This window comes from Paenibacillus sp. FSL R5-0527 (assembly GCF_038008055.1).
Taxonomy (GTDB): Bacteria; Bacillota; Bacilli; order Paenibacillales; family Paenibacillaceae; genus Fontibacillus; species Fontibacillus macerans.
In genome coordinates this window covers 3,533,876-3,558,283 of the sequence record NZ_JBBOYI010000001.1, presented here as the reverse complement: position 1 = coordinate 3,558,283, position 24,408 = coordinate 3,533,876, and the positions used below count along the sequence as shown (strand labels likewise).

16 protein-coding genes are annotated in these 24,408 nt (G+C 54.8%); 4 read left to right on the top strand and 12 right to left on the bottom strand.

Annotated features, from left to right (window positions below; genetic code table 11):
- Positions 1-42: 42 nt before the first annotated feature.
- From NYE69_RS15640 to NYE69_RS15615, 6 genes are all read right to left on the bottom strand, one after another.
- On the bottom strand, positions 43-948 hold the full coding sequence (locus NYE69_RS15640; protein ID WP_340926940.1) for a carbohydrate ABC transporter permease: 906 nt from the start codon (positions 946-948) through the stop codon (positions 43-45).
- A 14-nt stretch (positions 949-962) separates the two neighbouring features.
- Positions 963-1,922, bottom strand: a complete 960-nt coding sequence (locus NYE69_RS15635) for an ABC transporter permease (RefSeq protein WP_155619898.1) — start codon at positions 1,920-1,922, stop codon at positions 963-965.
- Positions 1,923-1,955: 33 nt separating this feature from the next.
- Positions 1,956-3,527, bottom strand: coding sequence for an extracellular solute-binding protein (locus NYE69_RS15630; protein WP_340926937.1), 1,572 nt, complete (start codon positions 3,525-3,527; stop codon positions 1,956-1,958).
- Between the two features lie 111 nt (positions 3,528-3,638).
- The gene (locus tag NYE69_RS15625; protein ID WP_340926934.1) at positions 3,639-5,282 is read right to left on the bottom strand and encodes a helix-turn-helix domain-containing protein; all 1,644 of its coding nucleotides are present in this window, start codon (positions 5,280-5,282) and stop codon (positions 3,639-3,641) included.
- Positions 5,283-5,285: 3 nt separating this feature from the next.
- Positions 5,286-7,085, bottom strand: a complete 1,800-nt coding sequence (locus NYE69_RS15620; protein WP_155619901.1) for a cache domain-containing sensor histidine kinase — start codon at positions 7,083-7,085, stop codon at positions 5,286-5,288.
- 68 nt (positions 7,086-7,153) lie between these two features.
- Entirely contained in the window at positions 7,154-8,011 is an 858-nt protein-coding gene (locus NYE69_RS15615) for a helix-turn-helix domain-containing protein (RefSeq protein ID WP_340926930.1), read from the bottom strand.
- A gap of 184 nt (positions 8,012-8,195) precedes the next feature.
- On the opposite strand from NYE69_RS15615, the gene NYE69_RS15610 reads away from it, so the two are divergent.
- Positions 8,196-9,734, top strand: coding sequence for a sulfatase family protein (locus NYE69_RS15610; protein WP_340926928.1), 1,539 nt, complete (start codon positions 8,196-8,198; stop codon positions 9,732-9,734).
- Positions 9,735-10,277: 543 nt separating this feature from the next.
- The gene (locus NYE69_RS15605; protein WP_340926926.1) at positions 10,278-11,192 is read left to right on the top strand and encodes an IS1595 family transposase; all 915 of its coding nucleotides are present in this window, start codon (positions 10,278-10,280) and stop codon (positions 11,190-11,192) included.
- Positions 11,193-11,631: 439 nt separating this feature from the next.
- Here NYE69_RS15605 and NYE69_RS15600 read toward each other — a convergent pair whose 3' ends face one another.
- Entirely contained in the window at positions 11,632-13,911 is a 2,280-nt protein-coding gene (locus tag NYE69_RS15600) for a beta-L-arabinofuranosidase domain-containing protein (RefSeq protein ID WP_340926924.1), read from the bottom strand.
- 144 nt (positions 13,912-14,055) lie between these two features.
- Here NYE69_RS15600 and NYE69_RS15595 point away from each other — a divergent pair, with 144 nt between their 5' ends.
- Positions 14,056-14,913, top strand: coding sequence for a helix-turn-helix domain-containing protein (locus NYE69_RS15595; RefSeq protein WP_328269766.1), 858 nt, complete (start codon positions 14,056-14,058; stop codon positions 14,911-14,913).
- Between the two features lie 81 nt (positions 14,914-14,994).
- On the opposite strand, the gene NYE69_RS15590 is transcribed toward NYE69_RS15595, so the two are convergent.
- From NYE69_RS15590 to NYE69_RS15580, 3 genes are all read right to left on the bottom strand, one after another.
- Positions 14,995-15,879: a POT-type proton-dependent oligopeptide transporter gene (locus NYE69_RS15590; RefSeq protein WP_340930413.1), complete on the bottom strand. Its 885-nt coding sequence runs from the start codon at positions 15,877-15,879 to the stop codon at positions 14,995-14,997.
- A complete protein-coding gene (locus NYE69_RS15585) occupies positions 15,797-16,315 on the bottom strand; it encodes a hypothetical protein (RefSeq protein WP_340926921.1) in 519 nt (172 codons plus the stop codon). The genes NYE69_RS15590 and NYE69_RS15585 overlap by 83 nt, the downstream gene beginning before the upstream one ends.
- A 522-nt stretch (positions 16,316-16,837) precedes the next feature.
- Positions 16,838-19,123 carry a glycoside hydrolase family 3 C-terminal domain-containing protein gene (locus tag NYE69_RS15580; protein WP_340926918.1) on the bottom strand — a complete coding sequence of 762 codons (2,286 nt, stop codon included), beginning with the start codon at positions 19,121-19,123 and terminating at the stop codon, positions 16,838-16,840.
- Between the two features lie 201 nt (positions 19,124-19,324).
- Between NYE69_RS15580 and NYE69_RS15575 the strand changes: the two genes are divergently transcribed.
- The gene (locus NYE69_RS15575; RefSeq protein ID WP_340926915.1) at positions 19,325-20,587 is read left to right on the top strand and encodes a helix-turn-helix domain-containing protein; all 1,263 of its coding nucleotides are present in this window, start codon (positions 19,325-19,327) and stop codon (positions 20,585-20,587) included.
- Between the two features lie 435 nt (positions 20,588-21,022).
- Here the strand turns inward: NYE69_RS15575 and NYE69_RS15570 are convergent, their stop codons facing one another.
- Positions 21,023-22,888 (bottom strand): BglG family transcription antiterminator, encoded by a 1,866-nt coding sequence (locus NYE69_RS15570; protein ID WP_340926913.1) that lies wholly within the window; start codon positions 22,886-22,888, stop codon positions 21,023-21,025.
- Positions 22,889-22,905: 17 nt separating this feature from the next.
- Positions 22,906-24,402: a sulfatase-like hydrolase/transferase gene (locus tag NYE69_RS15565; RefSeq protein WP_340926911.1), complete on the bottom strand. Its 1,497-nt coding sequence runs from the start codon at positions 24,400-24,402 to the stop codon at positions 22,906-22,908.
- Between the last annotated feature and the right edge of the window lie 6 nt (positions 24,403-24,408).

The following is a 24,408-nucleotide window of genomic DNA, read 5'->3' as shown; positions in this document are numbered from 1 at the left end:
CCAGCTTTTTTAAGTATTAGAAAGTATGAGCTTCGGAGCCGCTTAACCTTTAATCGAGCCGATCATCACGCCTTTGACGAAATGCCGCTGCACAAACGGATACATGATGAGCACCGGCAAGCTGGAGACGATAATGACCGCGTATTTGATGCTCTCCGCCAGCAAAACCTTGTCCTCCATCCCCACGAGTCCGTCCACCGCGTCCGATTGGCTGATCAGCAAAATTTCGCGCAGCACCAGCTGCAGCGGATACAATTCTTCGCTGCGGATATATATGAGCGCGTTAAAGAACGAATTCCAGTGGCCAACCGCGTAAAACAGCACCATGACCGCCAGGATCGGCTTCGACAACGGCAAAATGATGCTGGCGAGCAGCCGCCAGTTGGAGCAGCCGTCCATATGGGCCGCCTCCTGGAGCTCCCAGGGAATGCTGGACTGGAAATACGTCCGCATGACGATCAGATTGTACGTCGAAACCGCCCCCGGCACGATCAAGGCCCACATCGTATCGACCATCCCCAGGTCTTTGACCAGCATGTAAGTCGGAATCAGCCCGCCGCTGAAAAACATCGTCAGCGTCACGATCAGCATCAGCCCTTTGCGCAAGGGCAGGTCCGGCCGCGATAGCGGGTACGCCGCCAGCAGCGTCATGACGATATTGACGGCCGTGCCGACCGCCGTGTAAAGAATCGAATTGGCATAACCTCTCCAGATTTTGTCGTTATCCAAAATATTGGCGTAAGCGTCAACCGTAACGCCCTTCGGCAGCAGCCACACTTCCCCGCCCAGCACCTTGGCCGGATCGCTGAACGAAGCGCTAACCACAAACAGCAGCGGATACAACACGATGACGATAATGACCGCCGCAATCAGATACACAAGCCAATCAAACCACCGTTCGTCGGCCGGGCCGGCCTGCGCCTTGGGCGCCGCGGCTCGTTTTGACATCTGCCCCGCCTCCTTTACCATAAACTCGTCTCCGACGTTTTGCGCGCAAAACGGTTCACCAGAAGCAGCAGCGTCAGATTGATCACCGAATTGAACAGCCCGATCGCCGCCGTGTAGCTGTATTCCCCTTGCAGAATCCCGGTCTTGTACACGAACGTGGAGATCACGTCGCTCGCTTCGAGATTCAGATTGTTTTGCATCAGCAGTATTTTCTCAAACCCGATGTTCATAAACTGCCCTACGTCGAGAATCAGCAAAATGACGATGACCGGCACAATCCCCGGCAACGAAACGTGCCGGATGCGCCGCAGCCGGGAAGCCCCGTCCATTTTGGCCGCTTCGTACAGCTGCGGATTGATCCCGCTGAGCGCCGCAATATAGATGATCGATTGCCAGCCCATGTTCTGCCAGATGTTTGAGCCGATAAAAACGGTCTTGAACCAGCCGGCGGATTCCATAAACCGGACCGGTTCGCCGCCGAACGCCTGGATCAGCTGATTGACCGGACCGGCGGGCGACAGCAGCACCGTCAGGATGCCCACGATGACGACCACCGAAATAAAGTGCGGAATATAGGTGATGTTTTGCAGCAGTTTGCTGTACGTTTTGCTGCGGATCTCGCCGATCAGCAAGGCCAGCAGAATCGGAATCGGAAAGGCGACAACCAAGGAAAACAGATTGATCGACAGCGTATTCCACAGCAGCCGCCCGAAATAATACGAATCGAAAAAGCGCGTAAAGTGATCGAAGCCAACCCATTCGCTGCCGGCGATTCCTTTCGCCGGATTGAAATTTTTGAAGGCGATCTGCAGCCCGTAGAGCGGCCCATAGTGGAACAGCAAATACCAGGCTAGCGGCAAAAGCAGCATGAGGTACAGGTCGTACCTTTTGGCGATCTCCCGGGCCAGCCGGGGGCCCCGTTTCGAATGGTTCCGGGGCACCGCGGCGGCTGTTGGGGCCTCCGTGTTTTTCATGGGAATCCACTCCTTATCCGCACAAGTTCCTCATCAATGCTGCATCTTGTCGTAAGCTTCCTGATACAGCTTCTCCAGCTCGTCCAGCTTCATCTTCTTCAGCGTGGACTGGAATTCATCCCATTTGTCGAAGCTCAGCGCCCCGGCGATAAACTTGGTGCTTTGCTCTTCGTAATATTTGTCGATGTCGGTCCGCAGGATATTGACCTCCTGCGCCGTCTGCTCGTCAAACATCGGAGCCGCGTAACGAACCTGCGGCATATAAGGATCAAGCTGCTGCTGCGCCTCCTGCACCTGCGGAGGATTGATGTAGGAAGCGACCTTTTCGCTGATCAGGTGCGGTGCTCCGCCTCCGGCGTAGGGGGTGATTTTCGGCTGGGTCTCCGAAGTCGAGTATTCCGGCTTATAGTAGGGAATGCCGTCCTTCAATTCATAATGCTCGCCTTCCCGGCCGAACCGCAGCAGCGTGGCCCCTTCGTCGCCGTAAAAATAATCGATCCAGCGCATCGTCGCTTCCGGATATTTATTGACCGAGGTGATCGCGAAAGCCCCGAAATCCCGCGGCACCGGTAATGCCTGGGCCTGCAGCCGGTCCCCGTGCGGCCCCGCGGGAGGCGCCATCCCTACATATTGATCGGCAATCGGCAGGAAGTTGTTGTTCGTTTGATCGAAGAAGACCCCCGTTTTGCCCGAGCCCTGTTTGGCCAAATACTGCGCTTCCGTATGCGAGAACACTTCCGGGTCGAGCAGCTTCTCTTGATAAAGCTTGTTCAGGTACATCAGCATCTCTTTGTTGCGGTCGCTGCCCATCCAAATTTTCACCTTGCCGTCGACGATGTTAATGTTGTAGCCAAGCTGCTGGTCCAGGCCAAACGACCCGCTCATCATCGTGACGATATGCAGGCCGACGCGGGCGGTCAGCGGAATTTCGTCCTTTTGCCCGTTGCCGTTCGGATCCTGGTCACGGAAGGCCGTCAGCACGTCGTACAGCTCGTCCGTCGTCTCCGGTACCTTCAGGTTCAGCTTCTCTAACCACGCTTTGTTGATCCATTTCTTGTCCGTACGCGCCGCGGCCAGCGTCACGATGCCCGGTACCGCGTAAATATGCCCTTCCGGCGTCGTGATCGCGGCGCGGATTTCCGGGTACTGCTCCATCAGCTTCGTTAAATTGGGGGCGTATTCGGCAAGCAAATCTTCCAGCGGGATCAACTGGCCGCCCGCTCCGTAGCGGACCGCTTCGAGCGGCGTCAGCCCGGACCGGTACAAAGCGTCGGGAAGCTCGTTGGACGCGAACAGCAGGTTTTTCTTCTCCTGAAAACCGTCCGTCGGCGCTTCGATGAATTTTACCTGCACATGGCTCATTTTCTCGTAGTCCTGAAACACCGGCATATCTTTAAACGGCCCGTTAACCGGGGCAATCCGGGTGAACATCGTCAACTGAATCGGTTCCTGCACGATCGGAAAACCGTCCTTGCTCACCTCATTTGACGCCGCCGCCTGCGGGGCGGGCTCGTTGCTTTTGCCGGCGCCGGAGCTGCACCCGCCCAGCACCAAACCGGCGATGATCATCATGCTTAACGCCGATCTTTTCCAGTGTTTGCGCATTGTTTACGACCTCCTTTTCTTATCGCCGAACCCATGATGTAAGCGTTTCCTGTGATGTGCGTTCATTATAGTCCAGCCTTTGAAGACCGCATATTATAAAAATATGACTATTTACTCCACTATTTTTACGGGCCGGTTCATATAATCTTGCGGCGTCATCCCGGTCAGTTCCTTAAATACTTTGAAAAAATAATTGTACGTCGTAAAACCCACCTGGCTGCTGATTTGCTTGACCGAACAGCGGCCGCTTTCCAGCAGCTTGCGGCTTGCGTCGATGCGCACACGGTTGACATACTCGGAGAACGTCGCCCCCGTTTCTTCTTTAAAGATCCGGCTCAAATACGAAGGGTTCAGCCCGATCGCCCCGGCCGCCAGCTCCAGGGTAACATAGCCCTGGTACCGTTCCAGAATCAGCATGATCGCCTGCGACACATGCCGCGAATACGGGCCGGCCGCACGCTGACGCTTCAGCCGTTCCAGCAGGGCTTCGTAATAAGACGAGATCCACTGCTCCAGCTCGTCCACGGTGCCGATCTTCCCCAAAGCTGCGCGCGAAGGCCACCCGCCCGCTGCAGCTTCGTGCGTGGCGGCTTCGTCTGCGGCGGCTTCGTCTGCTTCGTCCGCCGGCAGCCATTTCTTCCGCGCCTTGTTCCCGATCGAAAGCAGCTCGCTGACGATCATTTGCACCGGCTGGGCATGGACCGGCTGCCGGCGCACGCTGGCGAACACGGACGCGATTAACCGCAGTGCGCCTTCCTTGTCCAGATTTTCTATGGAAAGCAATAGCTGCTTCTGCTCCTCGATGGTCAAGGCGACGCGTTCGCTGCCGGTCCCCGTTTTCGCTCCGGCCGGGGATGCGTCGAGAGCCAGTTCGGCCGAGCGGTAGCTGGCTTCGAGCTGCGCCAAGCTGCCGCCGAAATGGCCGACGGCATAGATGCACTTCAGATTCAGGAACAGCTCGAGCGAGTGGCGCAGCTTGCTCATTAGCCTGGCGGCCTCGCTTGCGGCCGCTTGTTCGCTGCGCTCCCGGAACGCCAGAACGACAGCCAAGCGCCCGTTCCCGACATAAGCCGCCATGGCTCCCGGGAGATCGCCCAAACTTTGCTGCATGACGTCAACGGCCTGCTGCATCAGCCGGTTCGTCTCCACGTCGCTGTGCGATTCCGTCAGCAGCCGGAAGGAGACGATTTGCACCGCCGCCGTCGTATAGCACACCGCGCCCGCAAGCAGGCCGCTTTGCCGGGCATAGGCTTCCAGCTCCCGGGCTGCGCCCGGTTTTCCCCGCACGCAGCCAGCGATATGCTCGCGAATCAGCCGCGGACCGGCGCTTGCCGCCATCTCCAGATCCCCGCCCCGGCTCTCGGCCGGCCGCTCCCGCAGCTCCAAATCCTCGACCGCCTTGCGCAACGCGGCCATCAGCGTCCCGCCGTCAAGCCGGTGCTTGAGCAAATAATCGGCCGCTCCGTTTTTCAGGCATTCGCGCACATAATCGTAATCGTCGTAGCTGCTGAGCATGATCGTTTTGACGGAAGGAAACCGCTCTCCGATCGCGCGCTGGAGCTCCACCCCGTTCATGCCCGGCATGTTCACGTCGATGATGGCGACATGAGGCCGGGTTCGTTCGATCAGCCGCAGCGCCGTTTCCGCGTCGTAAACTTCTCCGCACAGCTCGAAGCCGTTACCTATCCAACCCGGCAGCGATCCTACATGTTGATGGACCAATGGCTCGTCATCGATTAAAAGCACTTGGAACATGGATCATCCCACCTCTTCCGCTCTAGTTTCCGAACTCCATATCCGGGGAAACCGGATCTCCACCTTCGTGTACAGCCCCTCTTCGCTGTACAGTTTGACGCCGTAAGGCTCGCCGTACATCATTACGATCCGTTCATGCACGTTGCGAACGCCCATGCCGCTAAATCGCGACGGGTTTCCCCCCTTTTTTCCGAGCAAAGCAGCGATTTGTTCCCGGGTCATGCCTCTACCGTTGTCCATAACTTCGATTTTCAGATCGCCTTCCTCCCCGTAGACGCGAATCAGCACGAAGCCCCCGGAAGCCGCTGCGCCGAGGCCATGCATCAGCGCGTTCTCCACGATCGGCTGCAGCATCAGCTTAAGAACCCGGCATTCCAGCAAAGCGTCATCCTCGATCTGCATATGAACCGGGATCGGGTTCATAAACCTGTATTTCACGATCGATACGTAGCAGGAAACATAATCCAGCTCCTCCCGTACGGTGAGAAATTCGTTTGAGTTGCCGAGCACGCCCCGCATCAGCTCGACCAACGCTTCGGACACCTCCTCAATATTGGGCGCCCCGTTCAGCTTGGCCAAATATTTGATCGTGTTCAGCGCATTGTACAGAAAATGCGGGCGGATCTGCGCCTGCAGCGCGGTCAGCTCCGCCTCCCGCTTCGCCTGCTCGCTGACGCGAATTCCTTCCATCAGCCGTTTCAACTCGTCCACCATGCTGATAAAAACCCGGTACAATTCGCCGATTTCGTCTTTCGTGCCGATCTCCGTTTTCGGAAAATCCAGATTTCCGTCCTTGACCCGCGTCATCATCGTTTTCAAGCGGCGAAGGTGGAGGGTGGTCCGGGAGGACATCTGCAGCGTCCCGATCAGAACGGCGATAAACACGACGACCGACACCTCGACCATCAGATTGCGGACCCGGACGGACTCGCTCAGCAGCGAATCGAGCGGGATCAGCGCCCGCGTGGTCCAGCCCGTAAAGTCGGAGCGGCGGGTGACGACGATATAGGATTTGCCGTCGATGATTTGTTCCGCCGCCAGCTCGGACGGGCCCGCCGAAGCCGGACGGGCGTAAATCGTCTTTTCCATTTGCGGAGATAGGGATAACGGCGCCGAGTCCGAGCGGTAGACGAGCTCATTTTGCTCATCGAGCACATACAGGATGCTGTCCGCGGTCGGTTTCACGCCGTACGTGTTGCGGATAAAATCATAATTCAAATCGACCATCACCACGCCGATCGTTTCCCGGTTATAACGGAGGACACGGCCGACGGAGATGGCGTCCGTTGGGCCGCCCTGCTTAAAATAGGCATGGCGTTCCCCGTTTTGCAGCATATAATCCATCGTCTTCGTTTCCAGGAACGTCCGGTCGATCCAGGGACCGCCCGCGAAGAACACCTTCCCGTTCAGGCCGATCACGGCGATCCGCGAGATATACGGCTTATAGTCGATCAGCCCCGACAAAAACTCGGTGATCCGCTTCTGCTCCTGAAACCATTCGTAGCTGATTTCCTCGCTTGGGCTAAGTACCGTGTCGATGACCGTGTTTTTGTTGGTCGCGGCCACCGTGTTCAAACGGTCGATTTCCTTTAACATCACGTTGAGGGATTCATCGGCCTGGCGGATGCTGTCCGACACTGAGGTGATGGCGTTAGCCTTGATCGTCTCGCGCATGTTCACGTACACGATGCCGGTTACGGAGACGATGGAAAACAGCGAAAGCAACCCGAAGGCGATAAATATTTTTGCCTGGATGCTTAACTTCGGCGAGGATATCCACTTGCGCAGCGTTGTCAGCGTCATATCGGGCACTCCTTTTCGTTCGGGCGAAGATGAAGGGTGTAAGCGCTTGCCAAAATGCCCCCCCGCGGCTACCCGTTTTTTGCCGCACGCATCGCGAGCGGGGGAATCTTGTAATAGCCTTTGAAGGCTCTGGTGAAGGTGTACAGGTTCGGGTACCCCAGCGACAAAGCGATTTCCGTTACGCTTGCGTTCGTTTCCGCGAGCAGCCGCTTGGCCTTCTCCATGCGGATATTTTGCAGGTATTTCTGCGGAGGCAGCCCGATCTGGGCCGTAAACACATTGGAAAAATAGGAGCGGTGCACGCCCGCAAACGCGGCCACCTGCTGCACGGTAATCCCTTCCGTGGCGTGCAGATCCATAAACTCCATGCACTCGCGAATCCAGGCGGAAGGCTCGGCGGCACTCGCGGGCGCGGTGTCCGGGATAAGCTCGGCGAGCAACCGGCAAATCCGTCCCTGCAGTTGCAGCGATACGGCCGGGTTCCACCGTTCCACCCCGGCCAGCGCCGCGATCGTGCGGTCCAGCGTTTCGCGGGCGCGGGAAGAAATCAGCCGCCGGCCGAACGGCCTTTCCGGTGTAATCCCGGCGAGCCCGAGCAGCGGCCCCACCCTGCTGCCGTCCAGCGCCAGCCAGTTCATCTGCGGCGGCGGCTCCTCAGGCAGCGCGTAATAATGGTAAGTCCGCCCGGGAAACAGGCAAAACAAATCATCCTTTTGCAGCTCCACCCGTTTGTCGGCGTATTCGAGGCACACCTTCCCCTCCAGCACAAAATGCAGGCTGTAGCATTCGATCCGCTTGGGCCCCACACGGTAATGGGGCTTAGCAATGCTGCGGCCGGCCCGCACCGGCCATAGCTGCGCTTCTTTATCCAGATACCCCGGCGTATAGTAAATAAACTCGGCAAACTCGTGGTCGAATTCCCGCATTTTCGCATTTCCCCTCCAGCGAAAAAATAAAGGCAAAATAAGTACTTAAAATGCTGCTATTTTGAAAGGTCGGCGATTCATCTTTCCAATTTAAGCAGACAACAAAATGACAACTTCAATCTAACAGAACGCTATTTCTAAAACGCTTCATTTTCAATAATATCATAAAGGGAGGGGATCAATTTTGTCCAGCAAACCTAACATTTTACTAATTACGAGCGATCAGCAGCATTGGAACACGATCGGCGCGTTTCAGCCCGAAATCTCCACGCCGAATTTGGATCGCCTGGCGCAGCAGGGCACGACGTTCAGCCGGGCCTATTGTCCGAATCCGACCTGTACGCCAAGCCGCTCATCGATCATCACCGGCATGTATCCGAGCCAGCATGGCGCCTGGACCTTAGGGACAAAGCTGCTCGAAGACCGCCATACCGTCGGGGAAGATTTCAGCCGGGCCGGTTATAAAACCTCGCTGATCGGCAAAGCGCATTTCCAGCCATTGAAATCGACGCCGGAATATGAATCGCAGGAAGCTTATCCGATCTTGCAGGACCTGGATTATTGGCGAAATTTCCACGGTCCGTTTTACGGTTTCAATCACGTCGAGCTGGCGCGAAACCATACGAATGAAGCCCATGTGGGGCAGCATTACGCCATCTGGCTCGAAGAGCAGGGCTGTGCCGATTGGCGGGATTATTTTCTGCCGCCGACCGGGACGATGGATCCCGCGCAGACGTATAAGTGGCCGATTCCGGAAAAATACCATTACAACACGTGGATTGCCGAGCGGACGAATGCCCGTCTGGAGGAGCACAAAACATCAGGAAAGCCTTTTTTCCTGTGGGCCAGCTTTTTTGACCCGCATCCCGAATACTTGGCGCCGGAGCCCTGGGATACGATGTATGATTCGGAGCAGTTAACGATACCGGCGCTTACGCCGGGAGAACATGACCGGAATCCGCCGCATTTCCGCCTGACGCAGGAGGAAGAACCGGACTTCTCCCATCTGATGGAGACGGGTTTCGGCATCCATGGCTACCGGTCCCATCATTATTACGAATACGGGGCCAAGAAACGGCTGACCGACTACGACAAAAAGAAGCTGGTCGCCGTATACTACGGCATGATCAGTTTGATGGACAAATATATCGGAAAAATTCTCGATAAGCTGAATGAACTGGGGCTGGCGGACGACACCCTCGTCGTGTTTACGACGGATCACGGCCACTTTTTCGGCCAGCACGGCCTTCAGGCCAAGGGAGGATTTCATTACGAGGATCTGATCAAACTTCCATTTATCGTCAGGTACCCGGGCCGCGTTCCCGCCGGGAAGCGCTCGGACGCGATTCAATCGTTGGTTGACCTAGCGCCGACCTTCCTGTCCTTTTGCGGACTGCCGATCCCGCCGACCATGACCGGCGTCGACCAAAAGAACGTATGGCTTGGCGTAAGTGAACAGGCGCGGGATCACGCGATCTGCGAATTCCGGCACGAACCGACGACGATTCATCAAAAAACGTATGTCGACGCCCGTTACAAAATCACCGTGTACTACAATCAGTCCTACGGAGAGATTTTCGATCTGGAGAAGGACCCCGGGGAACTGCGCAATTTGTGGGACGAACCGGGCTATGAACAGCTGAAATCGGAGCTTCTGCTCAAATTCGTTTGGGCCGAGTTGGGCAAGGAGCCGCTGCCAATGCCGAGGATTCATCACGCGTAGGCATCCCCGGAGACCGACCCGAGAGAACCTGGTCGAAAGCATGGCAAGACTTAGAGTTTCGGCCGGGGTTTATGTTTTTACTCAACTTTCGACCAGCCCCATCGTGAGCATAAGAAATCCCTTGTAAAACGTGCCGGTGGGGTCAGTCCATCTAACTTCTGCACCGTGGCCGTTTCGAGCAGTGTCACAAATCGACGCCAAGTGAGGGGGCTGTTTAAAGGGGCTGTTTAAAGGGGCTGTTTAAAGGGGCTGTTTAAAGGGGCTGTTTAAAGGGGCTGCTTAAAGGGACTGTCTAAAGGCTTCGTGTCGTGGTGTCCCTGCCTGCTGCCTGCCTTTGCACGATTATCCCCATCGTTCAGGAGCGGGGAGCAGGGGGGGCTAGAGCAAGTCAAGGGTTCCAAAAAAGAAGTAAAACACAAAAATGATGAGGAAAAAATGAGGCGGTTCAAGTGAGATTTTCGGCTTGATAAAGGAACGTATGTTTGGTATAATGAAATAAATGGAACCTATGTTCGTATATTCTTGATTCGGGGGCGAGCGGATATGGAAATCAATACGGGAACGGAACTTCAACCATTCAGCAGCCGTTTTAACAGCGAGCAGGACTGCATGGAGGCGCTGATCGCGATGAAGTGGCCAAGCGGCTTTGTCTGCCCGCGCTGCGCTCACACCCGGTGCAGCCGCCTGACTTCCCGGCATATCCCCTTATTCGAGTGCGGAAAGTGCAAGCATCAAACATCGCCTTTGGTCGGCACGATATTTGAAGGAACGCATCTGCCCTTGCTCAAGTGGTTCGAGGCCCTGGATTTGTTCCTGCTGGAGGGCGGCATCTCGGCGCTGCGGCTGAGCAAGGTGATCCGGGTCACCTACAAGACCGCGTGGTCGATGCTGCAAAAAATACGTCATGCCGTGGGGGAGTTCGATGCCCGGGAGCTGCTCTCCGGAGACGTGAAGGTGAACAGCGATCAGTATGGGCGTAATCCGTCCCGGTGTCAGGTTTCGCATCCGTATGCCTCGGCGGTCGTAGCGGGCTGCACGGTCACGGCGTCGGGCGAGCCGGAGCACGTCAAAATCCGCCTGGTGCCGCATAAGCGGGGAGGCGAAAAAAGGGCAAACCGTCAAGATCTAGCCGAGTTTATTGGCGGGCATGTGGATGTTCATACATCGACGGTGCAGTCCTTCCCTCAGGCCTTTCGGCTGTATACGCCCTTGCGGAAAGTGGTGAGAGAGGCGTGGGAATCGCTGAAGAGTACGTATGGAGCCTTGGGACTGAAGCATCTGCAGGCGTACCTGAACGAATACACCGTACGCCGCCGGCTGCGGCTGCAAGGAGGACGGCCCGGAGCGGAAGAAACGATGCGGCAGAAGCTGCTGCAGATGTGTGTGGCGATTCCCGCGATCCCTTACCGCAAGCTGATCGCGCGCCAACCGAACCAACCCCTTGCGGCTGCGGCCTGATCGGGACGCTGGAACGGTGGTGGGGGGAGTTTGACGCAGATCAACTTAATGAGTCCTTGATCTCCTGTCTTGATTTACTGTCTTGATTTTCTGTCTTGATCTCTTGTCGGTCTGTTTTACCTCCCCTAAACCTGATTCCTTCTCCTAAGCCCGTCTAAATTACCTCGAACCTATCTGCTTTCCACCAAATTTTTCCTCCTCCTGTGCTTGTTTGTTTCACTGCTACCTGATTAAACGGGATAATCGTGCAAAGTCTCCGGACAGCAAGTGTTGATCTACATATCCCCGAGGAAACAATGGTTTCAAAAGAGGCTTTCTCCGATCCGTTTAGCGTCATATAATACTCCATTTCGGTGGCCACCTGCTTCTCCGTAAGTCGGCTTTTTCGGTAAGGGGCAACGAGGAGTCCTCCCGCCTCCAATTAGATGGTCTTGATATATTAGATAGTCTTGATATATAAATGGAAACGCTCATGGTTCAACTCGGCCAACGGTGCAAATTCAAGCTGCTGATCCTTGTAGATAAAACGATTGGAGCCGGCCACCCGCTCAAACTTTTCAGCAAGATTCTCCCCGCTTATCGGCAGTTCAAAGTATTCTTTCCGGTCCGAGACGGCGGCCAAAATATAGGGGCCAAAGGCCAAAGAGGCAATGTCCGCTTGATCCGGGGTATATTCCAAACGCAGCCGCGGTTCAAACTTGACGATTACTTGATCCCCCTTACTCCATTTTTGCGAGAGCACCAGATAACCGCCCTCTTCCGCCGCTTTCACTTCCGCCCGGTTCACAAAGACCCTAACCTCTCCGTCATGCCAGTAAGGCTTGCGGACTTTCAAATTCGCTCGCGCCAAACCTTCAATGTGAAGTTTGATTTCACCGTCAAATACCTCGGGCACGGATTGTACGACCTGCAACCCCTTCTCCTCATCATTTAATGCTGACGACACGAACAGATTGACGTATAAGGAATCGGCATCCTCAAAATAAATCGCCTCGGCGTATTTGAAGTGGTTTTCCAATCCCGTCCCGTGGCAGCAGGAGTTCTCCTCGTCAAACCCTTTTTGTCCGCCGGGGCTGGTCGGCATAAAGTAGGTGCTGGCGCCCAGACACTCATGGTCTGTCGAAGCAAGGATATGGCTCAGCATCGTTCGCTCGTAATAATCCATGTACTTTGCATCCTTCTCAACCCCGAATAGCTGCTTGGTCAGTTTCAGCATATTGTAAGAAGCGCAGGTTTCCGCCGTATGTTCGGTCAGATGAGCGCCGATTTTGTACGGCTGCTTAAACATTTCCCCTTCACCGGTTCCGCCGATGGAGTAAATATGCGCATTCACCACCGATTCCCAGAAAAACTTGGCGATATCAGAGTATTTTTGTTCTCCCGTAGCTTCGAAAATTTTGAAAGCCCCAACGACTTGCGGGATATGCTGGTTGGCATGCAGCGCGCCCAAAGCGTCCACCTGTTGCTGCATCGGAAAAAACAAGCGGTCATTGTCAAACAGCTTGGCGGCGGCAATGTGCTTCTCTTTATGGGTGTATGTAAACAATTCGGCCAGCGATTCGTTGATGCCGCCAAACTCGCCGGCGATATACATGCCCCACATTTTTTTCAATTGTTCATGCGGCAGAACGCTCAACCGGTTGTAGATCCAGTCTCCCACTTTGTCGGCCATGGTTAGCGCCGGTTCAATGCCTGCGAGATGATAACTGTCCAGCAAACCGGCCAAAATTTTATGCAGGGTATAATAAGGAGCCCAGATTTCCGGGTACCGCGTATATTTTTCCAGCAAATCAAACTGCTCCTCGGAATAAGCGCTGAGAAATCCGTAATGGTAGCGATCGTCCGCCTCAAAGGCCAACTGCACTTTATTCAACTCTTCGATCATGTAAGCCAGTTTTTGATGAATCCGTTCATGGCCGGTCGCCGCATAGCATAACGCCAAGGCGGAAAGATAATGCCCGGTGGTGTGCCCTTTCAGCAAGCTGTCATCCGCGTCCCACCCGATCATGGGCGGAGCGTTTAACGTATCCAGGCCGGCGGCTTTGCGGAAATTGTAAAGCATCTGGTCGTCATTGACCGTGAGCAGAAATTGCAGTCTCCGATCCTGCGCGGTTTTGGGCAAGGAAGGGCCTTGAAGACGCACCTTCTTGACTGGAATGGGGTACAGTTGAGGTTTTTTATGGCTCAATTTTGCAATGCTGCTCTCTATGAGAATAACCGCTTCCACCTCATAAATCGTATCCGTCAGGCGACCGCCGGCTTTGTACTCCCCGTTTTCCGAAAACACGCGCTGTTCCCCCCCGTGCCATGTGACGGAATGAGCAAGAACATCCCCGCTTACGGTTTGAATAGACACGGCGGAAGGCAAGTAAAATTCCTGGTTCGCCTCCTGCTTGATCACGATCGGAAAGATCTTATCGACCTGGATTTTATTTTTCTCCTCCAAAATCGTCACTTCATAAACTTTTTGCAGACTCGCCTCTCCAAACTTAAAGGTGGCGGTAAGCGGAACGACCCTATCCCCCTTCCCGTACTCGGGCTGGCGCACTTTCCCGGAACCGTTAATCCAGCGGTCGTCTTTCGACACCCAAGTAATTTGGGAGCCGTTTTTCCCTTCGGTCGGCAAATGAATATCGAACTCCACCGTCTTCAAATTGCCCAGGTGCAAGGCCTCCATATCCTCGTGAACGATTTCCAGATCACTCCGTTTACTTGACATCGGCTTTCCCCCTAAACTAGACTTTTAATCGCTTTCACACTTCTCATGTTACAAGAAAACCGTTTTGAAGTAAGTAGTTGAAAAAAAGAATAGGTGGATTATATTTACTATATATCCGAGTTCGAAATTGAAGGAGTTGGCATCATGTACCTTGTTGATGATGAGTATTCGGAACAGGCTGCCTTTTTGTCCGCGGGCACCTTTATTACCAATCAACCGTGGATTCACCAAGAAAGGGTCATCGACAGTTATGAAATCATCTGCCCCATCGACTCGACCCTGCACATCGAGAGCAACCGGGTTCCCTACGCCATTGAATCGGGCGAAATTTTGCTCATCCCCCCGCACACGTTTCACCGCGGACTTAAAGTTTGCGAAGGCCGCCTGAAATTTCACTGGCTGCATTTCTCGGGGAACCATTTAAGCCCTAGAACCGAAGCGGAAGTCATCCGGAAAATCAACGAAAAAGACCCGGACGAGATGATCATTTTGCCCATATACACCAACAAAATCGACTCCCGGCGCTTTCATGTCATGTTCAACCAACTGCTCGATTTATATCAGGAAAAGAAACCGCGGAGCTACCTCAACGCCTATTTATCCTGCCTTTTATATGAATTGACCGCGGAAATCAAAAGTTACCTGATCCAAAAAGCATCCAACGGCAACCGGCTGCAGCCGATTCAGGATTGGATCCGCATCCATGCCTTTGAAGACATCACGCTTGAACAAATCGCCGATCATTTCAAATACAACAAGAACTATTTGTCCAGGATTTACAAGGAAAACACAGGAATCGGAATTTCGGAACAGATCATCAAATTCAGGCTGAAACATGCGAAGGAACTGCTGACCGAAACCGACATGAGCATCGTTGAAATCGCCTCCGAAGTCGGGTACGAGGATGCGAAATATTTCATGCGCCTGTTTAAAAAATATGTGAACGTCACCCCCACAGAGTACCGCAAAACTTTTTATTGCAAGCACTATAACAAGAAATGATTTGCTGTCATAAAGTCCACTTAAAATAAGGTTTTCGCTACCGAATTTATGAGGGATCGATGCTATGATAGACGATGGGCATTAGACCATATCCTTCTCGATATTTTTGGAGAACACAAAGATGAATAAAGCCGTCACCACCAGCAGCGCGGTCATGATCGGGAATAAATTCACTTGCTGATCCGCCGTTTGATAAAAGTTGAACAAAACTAAAGCGATGCCATTCCCAATCGTGCCCGCTTGTCCCCAAGCGGTCTGCATCTGAGTATGGTAGGCGTCCGGCGACAATTTAACCACAAGCGATAAACCGATCGGCCCGACCAAATTGTCCGAAAAGGTCAGGAACAGGTAGTAGAATACCATCCACAGCAAGCTGTATGGCGCCTGGTCCTTAAACAGAACTATCGGGATAGTTAATAAGCCGTAGCCAAGCGCTGTCAAAAGGATGCCCAAGCCGTATTTATACGTCGTCCGAATATGGGTTGCGCGCGTCTTGGTCCAAAGCCATACAAAAACCGGGGCCAGCACCAATCCTAACACGGTGTAAATGGTCCCAACCGATCCGGGAGCAACTTCAATGCCGAAAATGCGGCGGTCGATTTTCTGGTCGATGAAAATAGCCACCATCGAGGTCAACATAACCCCGCAGAGCGCCATCACGATTTGCGCCGCGAACAATTTAAGGAATGGTTTCATTCTTCTGCGGTCTACAGCCGTTAAGTCTTTTTTACTCAACAAATTGGTCAGGAAGACGATCGGAATGATAAAGGTTGCTGAAGTAATAATATTCAGCACGCCCTGGAAGGAGATCACTTTAGCCAGCACCAAAGCTACAATAATGCCGAGTACCGCAATCAGAACGAGCACAAACCGGACAAACAGCTTACCGAACATCCCTGGCTCCAGCGGCTTGATCGGCTTTTCTCCCAAGGGACCGAAAAACTTGTGTTGGGTGAAAAAGATCACGGCGCCATAGAGAAATGCGGCCACGGCGGCGATAAGAAAGCCGATGTGATAGTTTTTCATTAATGGGAAGCGACATCAAAAACAAGGCGAGGATGGCAAAGATTCTTCCTTGGGCAAGGGAAAAAGCCGGGATAGCGAGCAGCCCGAAAGCCGTCCCTTTGACGATGTTCCCGATGATCAAGGCTTTGCGCATGCCCAGCACCCGGTCGGCCAGCCAGCTTCCCAAAATAATGAAGATGGAATTACACGCGCCCATCGCCGTAACCATGGACGCGGCCTGGCCTTGGGTAAATCCCAAGCCCTGCGTATATGGAGAATAGAGGTAATAAATTAAAATCGCATACAGCGCTCCCCAGGCGAAGGAATTAAAAAAGTTCCCCGCCGCCAGAGCCCCCACTCCCCTTGGATGCCCCAAAAATTTTTTGTCGTCAAGCACTTCCTCCAGCCTCGTTTTGCCGGAATCAGGCCCCTGCCGCAACGTGTCGCTCATCGTAGTTCCTTCTTTCGTCAGTATTATGTTACCGCTTTCACATAAAATATAGCAGATTACCTCTTTCAAAACGGTAGCGTAAAGTTGGGATAGGTGGACATTTGTTACCTGTGTGGGGAAGAGGGGATTCTGGAGCTTTCTTGGTTCATTATTGAATGGAGTAGTTGTAGAATGTACAGTACTTATCCGGAAATGCTGCCGCAGCGCTTGGATAAGTGCAAAAGCTGCAATTACTCCGCCATCTTTCGAAGAATGAGGCTATTAACGAGGAAATAAATGTACGAAATGCAATTAAACGAATGATTGGGTAAATGATTATAAAGTTAGTTACATGATTTGCAATTAATGGTCAGAGCCAACTGGTTAAGCATGCTTTTGCTCGCTATCCGATCAAGCGAAATAAAACGGCGCTGTTCGCGGAAGGTCAGGTGCTTCCGCAAAAACAGCGCCATTTTTCATTTTATTCCGTTATTCCGCCCGTCCCTGGGCTCTTGCCCCTCCGTTCAGCCGTTCCAGCAACTCGGACAGCATCGCGTCCGTAAACTTGCCCTGGCTGAAAGCAACCGTACCGCGCAGCGGCATGTATTTCATCAGCGCCAGCATCATATCATCCGGCTCGTCTTCGCTTGCTGCAAGCAGCCCGGTGGCCGCCATCAGCTCTTTGGCGATGTCCCGGGTGGCGGCCTGCTCCATCAGGTCACCGATCAGCGAATTGGCCGTATATACGACAGGCACAGCGGTTGTAGAAACCACTTCGACCGCCCCTTCAAGTACGATGTCCCGGGACGACTTGCCGATGAGAATCCGGTATTCTCCGGACTCGGCATGCCAATCCTTCAACGCAGTATTGTAGTAGGCAAACGCGCTTTTATCCAGCTCGAAAACGATCGTTTTCGTTTCCCCCGGCTGCAACTCGACTTTGCGGAAGCCCTTCAGCTCTTTGTCCGGCCGAATGACGCTGCTTTCCACGTCCCGGACGTAAAGCTGAACGATTTCTTTGCCCGCCCGGTCCCCCGTATTGGTGACTTGCAGGCTAACCGTGACTTTTTCATCGTCCCGTATCCGGCTTTTATCCAGCTTCAAATCGCCGTATTCGAACGTGGTATAGCTGAGGCCGTGGCCGAACGGAAACAGCGGCTCCACCCGCTTAGTGTCGTAGTAGCGGTAACCGACAAAAATGCCCTCCCGGTATTCCACGCGATCGCCCTCGCCGGGGAAAAACAGGTAGGATGGATTGTCCTCCAGCCGCACCGGGAATGTTTCCGCCAGCTTGCCGCTCGGGTTTGCATCGCCGAACAGGATGTCGGCCACGGCGCCGCCCGCCGCTTGGCCGCCCAAATAGCCTTCCAGGACGGCCTTGGCCTTGCCGATCCACGGCATTTCCACCGGCGAGCCGTTGCTCAGCACCACGACCAGATTCGGCTGCGCTTCGGCTACCGCCTCCAGCACGGCGATCTGGTTGGCCGGCAGCCGCAGATGCGTCCGGTCGTAGCCTTCCGATTCGTAGCGGTCCGGCAGGCCGATAAACAGCACCGCCGCGTCGGCGTTCGCCGCCTTGTCGGCCGCATCGCGCAGCAGCTCGGCGTCACACTCGTCCCGGTCCAGCTCGAAGCCTTGGGCATACACGATTTTAGCGCTGCCGCCCGCCGCTTTGTTCAATTCGTCCAAGGCCAAATCCAGGCGCGTCGGGTTGACGTGCGAGCTTCCGCCCCCCTGGTAACGGGGCTTTTCGGCGAATTCGCCGATCACGGCGATCGCTCCCGTTTTGCTGAGCGGCAGAATGTCCCCCTCATTTTTCAGCAGCACCATGCTCTCCTGAGCCGCGATCCGGGCCAGCCGGTGGTGCTCCTCCGCATCGAAGCCCGCCTGCTCTTTGCGGTTTTCGGCCGCTTTGAATATAAAGGAAAGAATCCGTTCCACCGCCTGGTCCAACACGGCTTCGGACAAGCTGCCGTTTTGGACGGCCGCGACGATTTTGGCGTCTCCCGCGCCGCCGCTGGACGGCATCTCCAACTCAAGCCCGGCGGCCAGCCCGCGGACCCGTTCGTTGACCGCTCCCCAATCGGACACGACGAAACCTTCAAAGCCCCATTTTTCGCGTAAAATTTCCGTTAACAAATCATGATTTTCCGAGGCGTATTCCCCGTTCACCCGGTTGTAGGAACACATGACACTCCACGGCTGGGACTGCACAACCGCCCCCTCGAAGCTGCGCAAATAAATTTCGTGCAAAGTCCGCTCGTCCACCACCGCGTCCGTAGACATTCTGCGATGCTCCTGGTTGTTGACGGCAAAATGCTTCAGCGAGGTGCCCACGCCCTGGCTTTGCACCCCCTGAATATGGTGGGCGGCCATTTCGGAAGACAGATAAGGGTCCTCGGAAAAATACTCGAAATTCCGCCCGCACAGCGGCGAACGTTTGATATTGGCCCCCGGTCCCAGCAGCATGGCCACGCCTTCCGCCTGGCATTCCTTGCCCAGCGCTTCGCCGACGCTGCGGATCAAGTCGCGGTTCCACGACGCGGCCAGTCCGGCAGCGGACGGGAAGCAAGTGGCCGGCACGCTGTCATTGAGGCCAAGGTGATCGGCGGAAGCGCTTTGCTTACGTAAGCCGTGCGGGCCGTCCGTCATCATGACGGAGGGAATCTGGAGCCGCTCCACGCCTTTCGTATGCCAAAAATCGAGGCCGGAGCACAGGCCCGCTTTTTCTTCCAAAGTCAGTTTGGCGACGATGTCCTTGATCTTCGCTTTCATAGGTGATACGCACTCTCCCTCATGATTTGGTATCGCTTTCAATATCCGATTGTTTTTATTTTAAAGGACTTTTGCTCGCTCATTATGGTATAATTTTTGCAATTATAGTATTTATTTAACCTGTGAGCCTATGCTTCCGAAGCGAGTTTTATTCGAGGTTTATCAGGAAGTAACGCTCATAAAACTTTTAGGAGGAGGATTATGACTGGACGGCCGGATCTTGGCGGGCGGTTGGAGCGCATCTGCCACCTGCTTCATGAAGCAACTTTGCTGCCCGTTATCCGTACGGATAACGATGGCCTGATCCAAAGCTGCCGCCCGGATGCGCTTCCGGTAAATCCAAGATACGGCGGCCTGCAGGAGCAGATCACCGAATGGATCGGCGAACGCTCTCCCATTGCCGTTCCGATGCTGCATTCCACCCCTTTCCTGGAAAACTTCCTCCTCGTCTCCACGGGAGAAGAAGGTAAGCTTGCCGGCGGATGGATTATGATCGGTCCGGCGGTTTCGGCGGCTTGGCCGGAGGACCTGCTGGCCGGACTGTTGCGGGATCTCATGGTCCCGCAGCGGCAGCGCCCCGTATGGCTTGCATATTACCGGAACCTGCCCATAATCGACAAGAGCCGGCTGCTGCACGCAGGGCTGCTCGTCCACGAATGGCTCACCGGCCAATCCCTGGACCTGACCGATTTGATCGATGCGTCCGAACCCGCGGCGGAAGGCGCCGCCCTGAAGCCGGCCGCCCTGGCTTCTCTCCGCCTTTCCGGCAGCCGGGAGGAGGGCGTTTACCACCATTCGCCGGACACCGAAAAGCTGTTTCTGAAGCACATCCAACACGGGAACAAAAAAGAGCTGTTTCGGGCCTTCTCCGCCCTCGCGGACCAAGGGGTGGGCATTTTGTCCCGGCGCAGCCCCCTGCGGCACCAAAAAAACATCGCCATTACCGTCATCACGCTGGCGACGCGGGCGGCGATGGAAGGCGGCATGTTTCCGGAGGAAGCTTACACCTTAAGCGATATGCACATTCAACATATCGAGGAGCTTGGGGAGGTCAATAAAGTGGAAAGCGCGCTGCAGGCGGCCTTGGGCGACTTCGCCGACGGCGTAAAACGCGGCCTGGATCAGCGCGTATCCCGGCCGATCGCGGTTTGCCAGCGCTACATTTTCGATCATCTGTACGAGGAGCTTGCCCTGCCGGTGTTGGCGAAGGCTTCCGGCGTCAGCGCCGTCCACCTCTCCCGGCTGTTCCGGCGGGAAACGGGCATCAGCCTGACCGAATACATCCAGCGGCAGCGGGTGGAGGAAGCCAAACAACTGTTGTCCTTGTCCGCCTACTCCCTTTCCGACATCTCCGCCCGGCTGCAGTTTCACGACCAGAGCTATTTTACCAAAGTGTTCAAAAAATACGCCGGCGTAACGCCCAAACAATACCGGCATGGGCGGCTCGGAACCGCCGTCCCCTGAGAGGCTTACTTCCGACTATACAAAACCAAATCGCTGACGGCCTGCCAACTGCCATGTCTTCGAAATGCTCCAGTACTTGCAAATAGCGGTCACTTATGGGGGCATGACAGCCGGCTAGTTGGAATGGCCGGTAGCGTCTCCCTTCAAATAGCGGCACTTTATGTACTTATTATCCGAAGCCAGGCACGTTCATCCTCATTAGCGGCATTTTTTGTACCAAAGGGCCTTTTTGGGCAAAATAGCGGCTGGTACAACCGTTAGATTTCCAAGATAAACTTAAAGGCCAGGGGTGGGCCCCTCCGCCCGGCCTCACCCGCATGGCGTATCACTATCTATGCCTATCCAACTATTAATTTGCACCGGCATCGTACAGCGGAATTTTGCCCCGTGACGCTACCTTAAAATAATACACCGGCGCCCCATATGTCCTTAACCTTACCGCCCCGCGTCCTTAAGCAATATCCGCTTGAACCCCGCAAACGATTCCGCCTCGCATAGCCGGATCATCAGGGGTGAGTCATGGACGATTTCCTGGATCAGCAGCAGCAAATCCCGCGCCTCGCTGCTTTTGGCCTGGGCGATCACGAACACGACCTTTACCGGGACGCCCGCCCAGTCGATCTGTTTCTTCAGGATGCCCACGCCGACCTTAGTGACCGCCGAGCACAGCTCGATCGGATGCACGAGCGCGATCAAATTGCCGAAAGCGGTGCTGCCCAGATTTTCGCGGATCAGGCACAGTTCCTCGAAATCGGGCGGGGTAATGCCGGTTTCGGCAATGCGGCTGCACATTTTATGGATCGCCTCCTGCTTCGTCCCGGCGGATAGCGCCCCATAAAACAAATCCTCGGAAAAATACCGCCCGATCAGCCGCTCTTTTTCCTTCCGTTTCTGGTAAACCGTAAGCTTCGCTTTATCTTCATCGGTAAAAAAGGGACTGATAATCTCCACCGGAATGCCGCCGATCTCGACCGGCACGGTGGAAAAGACGATATCAGGCGCAAATTTCAGCACTTCCTCTTTGTTGAACAGCGAAAACGTCTTGACGTAATGGGCGTTCGGAAACGTATGCTCGATTTTAAACTTAAGCAGCTCCGCCGTTCCCTGGCCGGTCGTGCAGACGATGGCGATCCGGTCAAAGTGGATTTTGCCCCTTTGCACGTCACGCTCAAGCGCCAAACCGATATGCATCGTCAGGTAAGCGATATCGTCGTCGATCAGCTTCTTCTGATAAATCCGCTGAATTTCTTCCGCCAGCAGTACGGCCAGGTTAAAAGCAAACGGAAACTGCTGCTTGATCTCCCGCAGAATCGGATTTTTCAAATGCACGTCGTTGTGCAGGCGGCCGATCAAAGGCTCCAAATGGAACACCAGACCGCTGCGCAGCCGGCTGTCATCCCATAGCGACACATCGTAAACCTGCTCGATCTTTTGCAGAAACGCGTCGATGATCATCTCGATTTTTACCCGGGTGTCCTTTACCGCGTCCTGTTTGATCGAACTGATCTGGCCGATCAGATACGAGTACAGGTACATTTTCTCGGAGGCCGGAAGCGTTAGCTTCAGTTCCCGCTCCAAACCGCCGAGAATGGCGTCCGTCAGGTGAAAATCGGGGTTGTCCTCATACCCGCCGTTCCGCTCCAGCAGAATGACATGGCCGATGGCGCAGCGTCTGAGCATGATTTTGATATGATAGATCAAATTTTCCAGCACGATATCCGAACACCGGATGCTGCGGGCTTGAAATTCACCGATTACGATCGGTTCGACGGCTTGAAATTCACCCGGCCGCAGATACTGTTGCTCGCGCAGGAGCGAAGCGATCGCCAGCCTTTTGCCCAACTCCTCCCCGGCGATTTTCATGCCGTGGTGCGGCTTGGCCTTTAGCTCAAGACCAAACGGCTTCATCTGCTCCTTCATGTTGCCGAGCACGCCGTTCAGCTTGCTTTTGCTGATATAGAATCGCTCGCCGATGTTCTCCATCGTCACATATCCCGGCAGATCGATCATCAAGCGGAACACCTGAACCGCCAGCGCCTGCTCCGAGGCCCCCGCCTCCTCGGCGGCCCGCTGGATCGCCGGTCTGTCCCCGCCTTCCAGCACATATCCGCTGCCGCGCAAGAGCGCGATTTCCGCGCCGAACTCTCCCAATAAAGCGTTGATTTTTCTGACCATGCTGCGCAGCGTTTTGTCGCTGATGTTTAAGCTGAGCATTAGTTGTTTGACCGGCAGCGGCTGTTCGTTATCCAGAAACAGCTTTAAGAGGTTCGTTTCTTTTTCGGTTAAGTTCACCTGGATCATCCTTACGTGTCTATCATTTAAGTCCGCTGGTCATACCGGTGCGGAACGACATCCCCCGTTTCGAAAAAATGCCGGAGCATCCGTTCCTTAAACTTGGAAATCAGCGGCGCGTATGCCGGATCGTCGATCAAATTGTTTCGCTCATAAGGATCCTGCCGCATATCGTAAAACTCGTCCTGCTCGTAATGCCGGTAGACGTATTTATATCTATGGTCCCGAATCATCATCGCCTTGGTATGCTGGGGCAGCTTCTCCTGCTCTACCGTCCTGGCCCAATATTCATTGCTCGGCGCGTGCCCGGCGTCCATGCAATGGTTCTCCCCTTCAAGGCGACCGCCTTCGGCAAACACGACGTCCCGCAGCTCGTCCTCCCCTTCCAACACACGGCGCAGCGACTTGCCGAAATGGGTATAGTCCGGCTTAATCTCAAGCAAATCCAGCAAGGTAGCCTGGATGTCGATCAGTTCGGTCAGCGCGGGGGTCACGCGCGGCTTAACCGCCATGGTTGCCGGCGGTTTGATGATGAGCGGAACCCGGGTCAGCATATCCTCAAACGTATTTTGGTTTTTCTCGGCGATTTCATAATCGCCCGTATAGTCGCCGTGATCGCTGAAGAAGACGACGAGCGTGTCGTCATAAACGCCTTTCGCTTTAAGCGTATCCAGCAGCCGGCCGACATAAGCGTCCAGCTCCGTGCCCATCGCATAGTATACCCGTTTCATTTCCTTCAGACGTTCGTCGGACCATTCGTACAGCTTCTGGTTGCCGCGGATGCCCCGCAAAATCGCCGGTTTCTTGGCCCATTCCGCTTCGGTGAGGCGAACGGGGGCCGGAACTTTCTCTCCGTCGATGCGGTCGTACCACTCCTGCGTCACACCGTATGGAGGATGCGGCAGCGACAACGCCAGGTAAAGGCAAAACGGCTCCTCCTGTCCATAGCCCTCCACAAATTCAATCGCATGTTCAATTTGCTCCCGGTCGATCCGCTTGTCGTCGCTCGCGGTAACCCCGCGGAAGTGGGAATAATCGTATTCCATGGGGCCGGACCCCGGCTCGGCCGGCGCTGCTTGCTGCTTCGTTTTCCGTTCTCTCATTTGCTGAAAAAAAGCTCTGTAACGGTCGTCCCTGGTCGAACAGTAGTCGAAGGCGTCCGCATCGGCCCGCAGGAAATCGTTCCTTCCGCCCCAGTACACATGATAACCGTCTTGTTTCAGCGTCCGCAAAATATTGGCCTCTTCCGGTCCCATTAAATGATGCATCGTACGAAAGCCCCGCGTATGCGGATACCACCCGGACAGAAACGAGCAGCGGCTCGGCACGCAGACCGGAAGCTGGCAATACGCGTTGGAGAAGCCGACTCCTTCCTTGGCGAGTTCATCCAGGTTGGGCGTAACGGCCGCTTCGCAGCCGGTGTAGCCAATAGCATCGGCTCTCCACTGGTCGGCAACGACCATGACAATATTCGGTTTCTTCGGCATAGGTAAACCAAGCGGTGAAGCTGCCCCCTCCGGCATACTCCA